This window comes from Streptomyces thioluteus, assembly GCF_039535865.1.
Genome location: NZ_BAAAXZ010000082.1, coordinates 19,245 through 27,156, shown reverse-complemented (window position 1 = coordinate 27,156; position 7,912 = coordinate 19,245). Strand labels below are relative to the sequence as shown.

Here is a 7,912-nt window from a genome sequence, read left to right as displayed (position 1 = left end):
GAGAGATCGACCGCCGGCGCTTCCTCCAACTGGCCGGCGGGACAGCCGCCTTCGCCGCCCTGTCGGAGAGCATCGCCCGCGCCGCCGCCATCCCCGCCGGCCACCGCACCGGCAGCGTCCGGGACGTCGAGCACATCGTCGTCCTCATGCAGGAGAACCGGTCCTTCGACCACTACTTCGGCTCACTGAGGGGGGTGCGCGGATTCGGTGACCCGCATCCCGTGACCCTGCCGAGCGGGAAGTCCGTGTGGCACCAGTCGGACGGGGTCCGGGAAGTCCTGCCGTTCCGGCCCGCGGCGGACAACCTGGGGATGCAGTTCCTCCAGGACCTCAACCACGACTGGGCGGGCGGGCAACGCGCCTTCAACGGCGGCAAGTACGACCGGTGGGTGCCCGCCAAGACCGCGACGACCACCATGGCGTACCTCACGCGCGAGGACATCCCGTTCCACTACGCGCTCGCCGACGCGTTCACCGTCTGCGACGCGTACCACTGCTCGTTCATCGGCTCCACCGACCCCAACCGCTACTACATGTGGACCGGGTACACGGGCAACGACGGCAAGGGCGGCGGCCCGGTCCTCGGCAACGAGGAGGCCGGCTACGGCTGGACGACGTATCCCGAGCGCCTGGAGAAGGCCGGGATCTCCTGGAAGATCTACCAGGACGCCGGTGACGGCCTCCGACGCCGCCGGCCACTGGGGCTGGACCGGCGACCCCTACATCGGCAACTACGGCGACAACTCCCTGCTCTACTTCGACGCCTACCGCAACGCCAAGCCCGGCGACCCGCTCCACGAGAAGGCCCGCACCGGCACCAACGCCAAGAAGGGCGAGGGCCTCTTCGACGTCCTCAGAGCCGACGTGAAGGCCCGCCGACTGCCGCAGATCTCCTGGATCGCCGCCCCCGAGGCCTTCACCGAGCACCCCAACTGGCCCGTCAACTACGGCGCCTGGTACATCTCCCAGGTCCTGGACGCGCTCACCTCCGACCCCGAGGTGTGGAGCCGGACGGCGCTGTTCATCACCTACGACGAGAACGACGGCTTCTTCGACCACGTCGTCCCGCCGTACCCGCCCGCGAACGCGGACCGGGGACGCTCCACCGCGGACGTGACGGCCCGACCTCTTCAAGGGGAACCTCGGGCACGTCGCCGGCCCCTACGGGCTCGGCCAGCGCGTGCCGATGCTCGTCGTCTCGCCCTGGAGCACCGGCGGTTACGTGTGCTCCGAGGTCTTCGACCACACCTCGATCATCCGCTTCATGGAGCACCGCTTCGGCGTGCGCGAGCCGAACGTCTCGCCCTGGCGGCGGGCCGTGTGCGGCGATCTGACCTCGGCCTTCGACTTCAGCCGGGCCCGTACGACACCGGCCGCGCTGCCGTCCACGGCCGGGTACGCGCCGAAGGACCGGGAGCGCCACCCCGACTACGTCCCCAAGCCGCCCGCCGTCGGCGCCCTCCCCCGGCAGGAGCCGGGCACGCGGCCCGCCCGGCCGCTGCGCTACGCCCCGTTCACCGACGCCGTGAGCGACGCGTCGACGGGCCGGATCACCCTGACGTTCGGCGGCGGCGCGGAGGCGGGCGCCCAGTTCCTCGTCACGTCCGGCAACCGGACGGACGGGCCGTGGACCTACACCGCCGAGGCCGGCAAGCAGATCGCGGACACCTGGAACTCGGCGTACTCGCACGGCGTCCACGACCTGACGGTGCACGGCCCCAACGGCTTCTTCCGGACGTTCCACGGCGAGGGGAAGAAGACCGGCCCCGAGGTGACGGGCCCGCCACGTCGCGGCCGGCGGGCATCTGGAGCTGACCCTGACGAACCCGGGCCCGCGCCCCTGGCACGCCACGGTGACCTGCGCGTACGGCGCCCCGGCCGAGACCTTGACGGTGGGCGTCGGCGCCACGGTGCGGCACGTGGTGCGGCCGCGCGCCGCCGGGCGCTGGTACGACGTGACGGTGACCTCGCAGGAGGACCCGGCCTTCCGGCGCGGTTTCGCCGGGCACGTGGAGACGGGGACCCCGGGCGTGAGCGACCCGGCCCTCGGCCGACGCTAGTCACAGCTCCGGCCACCGGCCCGTACGCCACAGGCTGGTGATCGCACGGGCGATCTCCCGGGACTCCGGCGCGGTGACGCGGCCGGGGTCCCCCGCCGGCTGCCGCGAGGTCGTCGAGGAACCGCCCCACCGCCGGCCGGCCCAGCCGGGCGAGGGTGGTGGCGTGGTGACACCCCACCAGTCCGGTGGCGCGCAGCTCACCCTCGTCCCGCCCGGTCAGCCGGGCGGACAGGGCGAGGAAGCCGGGGTGTTCGTCGCGCTCTGCGCCCGTTTCATGTTCCACGTCCGCTTTCCCCCTTCTGTCGACGGTCGTCCTTGTAGCGAAACTCCCTCGGCGGGAAAAGGGGTTGCCCCGCGGCCGGGAGCGGAATCCGTCCCACCGCGAGGGGAATACCCCGCCGAACCACGGGCAGGAGCCGCGACACACACCCGACAAGGAGGGCGCACGTGACCAGCACAGGTGCGACGCGACCGGCGACTGCCACGCGGAACCGCACTGCGACGTGCGGGCCCGCCGGTGACGGTCTGCCGCAGGTGGACGACGCGGGAGGCATCGACCCGCGTGACGCCCGGGCCCTGACCTCCCTCTTCCTGAACCGCCTCGCGGTTCTCGAGGAGGGCACGCACGAGTACCAGTACGTCCGCAACACGCTCATCGAGATGAACCTCTCCCTGGTGCGCTTCGTCGCCGGCCGCTTCCGCAACCGGGCGGACCAGATGGAGGACATCGTCCAGGTGGGGACGATCGGACTGATCAAGGCGATCGACCGGTTCGACCTGACGCGCGAGGTCGAGTTCACCACCCTCGCCATCCCGTACATCACGGGCGAGATCAAACGCTTCTTCCGCGACACCAGTTGGGCGGTCCACGTCCCCCGCAGACTCCAGGAACTGCGCGTCGAGCTCGTCAAGGCCGCCGAGGAGCTCTCCGGCCGGCTGGGCCGCTCCCCCACCGTGCGGGAACTGGCCGACGCGCTGGGCCTGTCCGAGGAGGAGGTCATCGAGGCCCGGGTCGCCAGCAACGGTTACACCGCCCACTCCCTCGACGCCCCGGCCGAGACCGGCCCGCGCGGCCCCGACCGCCCGCGCTCGTGGTCCGACCGCATCGGCACCACCGACGCGAGCCTGGAGAAGGTCGAGTCGCTCCAGGACCTCAAACCGCTCATCCGTGAACTCGACGACCGCGAGCGCCTGATGCTGGAGCTGCGCTTCGGCCAGGAGCTGACGCAGTCGCAGATAGGCGCCCGCCTGGGCATCTCCCAGATGCACGTCTCCCGGCTGCTGGCCCGCACCCTCGCCCGGCTGCGCACGCGCATGCTCGCCCAGGAATGACGCACGGCCCGGACCTCCGGCAGGGTTGACCGCGCGCTTCCGGGCGAGGCGTGGGGAAAAGCCCCCCGGAACGGAGGTCCACGATGAAGGAGAACAACTGGCGCGAGGACGCCGCGTGCCGCACCGAGGATCCCGACCTGTTCTTCCCGGTCGGCTCGGGCGCCCCCGCCCTGGCCCAGGCGGACGGCGCCAAGTCGGTCTGCCGGCGCTGTCCGGCGCGCGAGCCGTGCCTGCGCTGGGCCCTGGCCACCGGCCAGGAGTACGGGGTGTGGGGCGGCGCCACGGAGGCGGAACGGAAGGCGCTGCGCCGGGGGGAGCGAACGGCACCGCGTGGGTAGCACTCCTCGGGACGGCAATCCCGGCGCACGCGCCTGAACGGAGCGCGTACCGCCGGGCCCCGCGGGGAACGAGGTGACGCTGTGAACCACAGGACGGCCGCGGACGAACCGTTCGTCCACCCCGCGCTGTTCTACCGGGATCCGGACGAGTACCTGTCCGGCGTCGGGGCCTTCGTCCGCGCGGGTCTCGCGGCGGACGAGCCCGTGGCGGTGGTCGTCCCCCGCGTCAACCTGGAGCTGCTCCGCGGTGAACTGGGCGCGGACGCGCCGTCGGTGCGGTTCACGGACATGGAGGAGGCCGGCCGCAATCCGGGCCGGATCATTCCCCGGGTGCTGCGCGCCTTCGCGGACGCGCATCCCGGCCGGCGGGTGCGCATCGTCGGCGAACCCGTCTGGGCCGGGCGCTCGTCCGCGGAGTACCCGGCGTGCGTGCAGCACGAGGCCCTCATCAACCACGCCTTCGCCGGGCGGCCGGTGACGATCCTGTGTCCGTACGACGCGTCCCGGCTCACCCCCCGGGCGGTGACCGACGCGTACGCCACGCATCCGTTCGTCATCGACGGCGGACGCGGCGCGCCGAGCGCCTCCTACGCCCCGGACCACATGGTCTCCGCCTACAACCAGCCACTGCCGGGCCCGCCGGAGGCGACGGACGTCCTGTCCTTCGACTTCGACGACGCGCTGCTGCCCGATGCCCGGCACATGGTGGTGGCGCGGGCCGAGTCGCTGGGTCTGGCCCCGGCGCGGCGGGTCGACCTGGCGCTGGCCGTCGGCGAGCTGACCGCCAACAGCGTGGTGCACGGCGGGGGAAGAGGCACCGTGCGCGTCTGGGCGGAGGACGGCCATGTGGTGTGGGAGGTGCGGGACGGCGGTCACATCCGCGACCCGCTGGCCGGCCGCCGCCCGGCCCGGCCGGGACTGCCCGGCGGGCGGGGGCTGCTGCTCGTCCACGCGCTCAGCGACCTGGTGCGCACGCACACCGGCCCGGACGGCACCACGACGCGGTGCCATCTGCGGCGCGCGCCGTCCCCGTGACCTCGCGAGCCCCGGCAAGCGGGTGAACCTCGCCGGGTTCGGTTGCGGCCGCGGAGGGAGCGGGCGAACGTGAACGGGCGCCCGTCATCCGGGACGTGGCGCGCGAATCCGACGAATGCCGATGAAAGACGAAAGCGGAGTAGATGAAGCGCATTGCTGTGAGAAGCCGTTGGTCCCTGCGCGCGGTCGTGGCGGCGGTCGGCGTCGCGGCCCTGTTCACCGCCACGGCGCCCCCGGCGTCCGCGAATTGGGGGGGGCTGCTCGGGCCAGACCTGTCTGGAGGTCGAGGGCTCGGGGCTGTACGTGGCACGGCTGACGGTCACCCCCGCACCGGGGTCCAAGTTCTACGGCCGCTTCCACCTCACCGGCCCCGGCCTCAAGGGCGAGAGCGCGTTGATGAACTGGCACAAGGGCTCGCGGTACGGCGTCGGGGTGGGCCACGGGGTGAACAACCACACCAAGTTCTGCGCCGAGGGCTGGGAGCACGACGCCTCCGGGGCCGCCAAGCGGCCCGTCGGCCGGGCCTGCGTGGACGTCCACATGTGACGTGACGGGGGCGGCGGCCGTCGGCGGCCGCCCCCTCAACCCCCGTACGACTGCAGCTCGATGAGGTTGCCCTCGGGGTCGCGGACGTGGGCCGTCCGCAGGGAGGGGCCCCACTCGGGGCGGTCGGCGGGGCGGGCGGCGGCGCTGCCGCCGTGCCGCAGGCAGAGCGCGAAGCCGGAGTCGACGTCCGTGACGCGGCTGACGAACATGGTCCGGTCCTGGGCGGCGGGCGGTTCCGCGGGGAGGCCGGACGTGCCGAGGGCCTCGGCCATGGCGGCGCGGTCGAAGAGCATGAGGAGGCCTTCGCCGTCGAGGTCCCAGTGGGCGTACGGGCCGTCCTCGGTGCCCTGGACCAGCCGGGCGCCGGCCAGTTGGGGCAGGACGGCGGCGTAGAAGCGGAAGGTGTCGGCGAAACGCGAGACGAGCAGGCGGGGGTGCAGGGCGTCCACGGGAACCCCAATCGTGGGTTGCAACCAATGATGGGTGCCAACCTACAATAGTGGCGTGACCGAGACACCCCCCAGCCTCACGTCCCTGACGACCTATCTCCTCTCCCGCGTCGGCAAGGACGCCCGCGGCCGGACCGCCGCCCGGCTGGCCGAACGGGAGCTGCGCATGTGGCACATGGCGGTCCTGGCGGCGCTCACCGATTTCGGCCCCCACCCGCAGCGCGACCTGGCCACGCGGCTCTCGATCGACCCCAGCGACATGACGAAGGTCCTGGACGACCTGGTGGCCCGGGGCCACGTGGAACGCACCCGCGACCCGCACGACCGCCGCCGCTTCTCGGTCGCCGTCGGCCCCGCGGGGAAACGGGAGTTGACGCGGCTCACGGCGGAGGCACGCGCCGTGCAGGACGAGATCCTCGCCCCGCTCGACGCGCGGGAGCGCGAGCGGCTCCACGCGCTGCTGGCCAAGGTCTTCGCGCATCGGGGCGGACGCTGAGAGGACGGCGCCGCCACGCGCGGAGGCCACCGGGCGCAACCCGCGCCGGCCGTCCGGCGTCCTGTACGAAGCCGTACCATCGCGGCTCGTGAATCGCTCGTGAACAGCAGGAAGGACCGGAATCGTGGGTGCAGGGGACGGCATAGGCAGGACGGCGGCGCCGCGGGGGCTGGTGGACCTGCGCGGGCACGAGCGGGGGCCGGAAGTGCTGGCGTACCCGGCCGGGGCCGTGGTCGTCGTCTCCGGCCTGCCGGGCAGCGGCAAGAGCACCCTGCTGCGCCGGTGGTCCGGGGCCGGTCGTGTCGTCGATCCCCGCGACGTCCACGTCGCCTGCGAGTCCGTGATGCCGGACTTCCTGCCGTACGCGGTGTACCGCCCGTGGGCGCGGGCGCGCCACTTCCGGCGGCTGCGCGCGGGCGTCCGCGCCGGCGGTCCGCTCCTGGTGCACGACTGCGGCAGCCGCGCGTGGATGCGCCGTTGGCTCTCCCGCACCGCCGGGCGCCGAGGCCGTGAGCTCCACCTCGTCCTGCTGGACGTCGGCCCGGCCGAGGCCCTGGCCGGGCAGCGCGCCCGCGGCCGCCGCACCCGCTCCCAGGTCTTCACCCGCCATCACCGCGGCCTGTCCCGCCTCCTGTCCGCCCTGCCGGCCCCCGGCACGACGCCCCACGAGGGCCGCCCCGTTCCGCCGGCCGTGGCGGAGGCGGCGTCCGTGGTCCTGCTGGACCGCGCGACGCGGGAGCATGTGAGGACCGTGACGTTCGGGAGGTAGCCCGTCGTCCGACATGCGGCCGCGAGGGGCGAAGCCGAACCCGTCGTGCCCGTCCCGGCACCCGCCCGATACCCGTCGTACCGAGGTGCCAGGCCCGACTTGGCTCCCCGGTACGAGGCCCGGCGCCGGGCCGGCTCCCTACCTTCCCTCCAGCACGCGCACCTCCGCGCGGCCCCCTGGAAGGAAGCCCCATGTCCGGACCACGCACCCTGGCCCGCGCCCTCGACGCGGCGACCCCGCCGGACCGCGACCGCGCGCGCTCGACGCCCTGCGGGCCGTCGCGATCCTGGGGGTCGTCCTGGGCCACTGGCTGGTCACCGCGCTGGTCGCGGGTGACGGCGCGCTCGGCGGCGCGAGCCCGTTGCAGCACATGCCGTGGCTGACGCCGGTCTCCTGGTTGTTCCAGACGCTGGCGCTGTTCTTCTTCGTCGGCGGCGTCTGCGGTACCCGCAGCCACGCCGCCGCCCGTGCCCGGGGCACGGCGTACCGGACCTGGCTCGGCGGCCGGCTCGCCCGGCTCGGGCGGCCGGTTCTCGCGCTGCTCGCCGTCTGGGCGGCGGCCTGCGGCATCGCCCTGGCGTGCGGCGGAAGCGAAGTTCACGATGCCCGGGCCAACACCGTCGCATCCGGGCCCGGCCGTACGGCATAGTGTTGTCTGCGCGCGTTGCCGATCAACGAATCGGGCACGGCGGGCGAACCATCCCGGGTCGTCTAATGGCAGGACAAATGATTTTGGTTCATTGAATGAGGGTTCGATTCCTTCCCCGGGAGCTGTGCACCGCGTCACGCATCGGGTCCTGACCGTCCAGGTCAGGACCCTTCGGCGTTCCGGGCCCCGTACGCACCGGTATCCTGCGGGTGTCACCCCCTCGAACCCTCGAAGCCGA

The 7,912-nt window shown here is 73.3% G+C and carries 8 protein-coding genes, 1 tRNA gene and 2 pseudogenes; 9 read left to right on the top strand and 2 right to left on the bottom strand.

All coding sequences use genetic code 11. The annotated features are described in order from the left end of the window. Positions 1 to 2,060 (top strand): annotated as a pseudogene (locus tag ABD794_RS10820) (phosphocholine-specific phospholipase C); the annotation flags it as partial. Here the strand turns inward: ABD794_RS10820 and ABD794_RS10815 are convergent. Beyond that, on the bottom strand, positions 2,061 to 2,261 hold the full coding sequence (locus ABD794_RS10815) for a hypothetical protein (protein ID WP_344962689.1): 201 nt from the start codon (positions 2,259 to 2,261) through the stop codon (positions 2,061 to 2,063). It lies immediately after the preceding pseudogene. 246 nt (positions 2,262 to 2,507) lie between these two features. Here ABD794_RS10815 and ABD794_RS10810 point away from each other — a divergent pair, with 246 nt between their 5' ends. The 4 genes from ABD794_RS10810 to ABD794_RS10795 all read left to right on the top strand — a co-directional run bounded on the left by ABD794_RS10810 (position 2,508) and on the right by ABD794_RS10795 (position 5,311). Next, positions 2,508 to 3,392 carry an RNA polymerase sigma factor SigF gene (locus tag ABD794_RS10810; protein WP_425585991.1) on the top strand — a complete coding sequence of 295 codons (885 nt, stop codon included), beginning with the start codon at positions 2,508 to 2,510 and terminating at the stop codon, positions 3,390 to 3,392. 83 nt (positions 3,393 to 3,475) lie between these two features. Further along, entirely contained in the window at positions 3,476 to 3,730 is a 255-nt protein-coding gene (locus ABD794_RS10805; protein ID WP_344962687.1) for a WhiB family transcriptional regulator, read from the top strand. A gap of 81 nt (positions 3,731 to 3,811) precedes the next feature. Further along, on the top strand, positions 3,812 to 4,765 hold the full coding sequence (locus ABD794_RS10800) for an anti-sigma factor RsbA family regulatory protein (RefSeq protein ID WP_344962686.1): 954 nt from the start codon (positions 3,812 to 3,814) through the stop codon (positions 4,763 to 4,765). Between the two features lie 303 nt (positions 4,766 to 5,068). Next, entirely contained in the window at positions 5,069 to 5,311 is a 243-nt protein-coding gene (locus ABD794_RS10795; protein ID WP_344962684.1) for a hypothetical protein, read from the top strand. A 35-nt stretch (positions 5,312 to 5,346) separates the two neighbouring features. Here the strand turns inward: ABD794_RS10795 and ABD794_RS10790 are convergent, their stop codons facing one another. Beyond that, positions 5,347 to 5,760 carry a VOC family protein gene (locus tag ABD794_RS10790; RefSeq protein ID WP_344962682.1) on the bottom strand — a complete coding sequence of 138 codons (414 nt, stop codon included), beginning with the start codon at positions 5,758 to 5,760 and terminating at the stop codon, positions 5,347 to 5,349. A gap of 55 nt (positions 5,761 to 5,815) precedes the next feature. On the opposite strand from ABD794_RS10790, the gene ABD794_RS10785 reads away from it, so the two are divergent. From ABD794_RS10785 to ABD794_RS10770, 4 genes and pseudogenes are all read left to right on the top strand, one after another. Next, complete coding sequence (locus ABD794_RS10785) at positions 5,816 to 6,256, top strand: MarR family winged helix-turn-helix transcriptional regulator (RefSeq protein WP_344962680.1); 441 nt, start codon at positions 5,816 to 5,818, stop codon at positions 6,254 to 6,256. A gap of 124 nt (positions 6,257 to 6,380) precedes the next feature. Then, complete coding sequence (locus ABD794_RS10780; protein ID WP_344962678.1) at positions 6,381 to 7,025, top strand: AAA family ATPase; 645 nt, start codon at positions 6,381 to 6,383, stop codon at positions 7,023 to 7,025. Between the two features lie 191 nt (positions 7,026 to 7,216). Beyond that, positions 7,217 to 7,611 (top strand): annotated as a pseudogene (locus ABD794_RS10775) (acyltransferase family protein); the annotation flags it as partial. Positions 7,612 to 7,725: 114 nt separating this feature from the next. Continuing rightward, positions 7,726 to 7,796, top strand: a tRNA-Gln gene (locus tag ABD794_RS10770). The last annotated feature ends 116 nt before the right edge of the window (positions 7,797 to 7,912 follow it).

Bases quoted from the DNA above. Each gene is read 5' to 3' on its own strand.
- ABD794_RS10805 (WP_344962687.1), top strand. From the start codon at position 3,476: ATGAAGGAGAACAACTGGCGCGAGGACGCCGCGTGCCGCACCGAGGAT.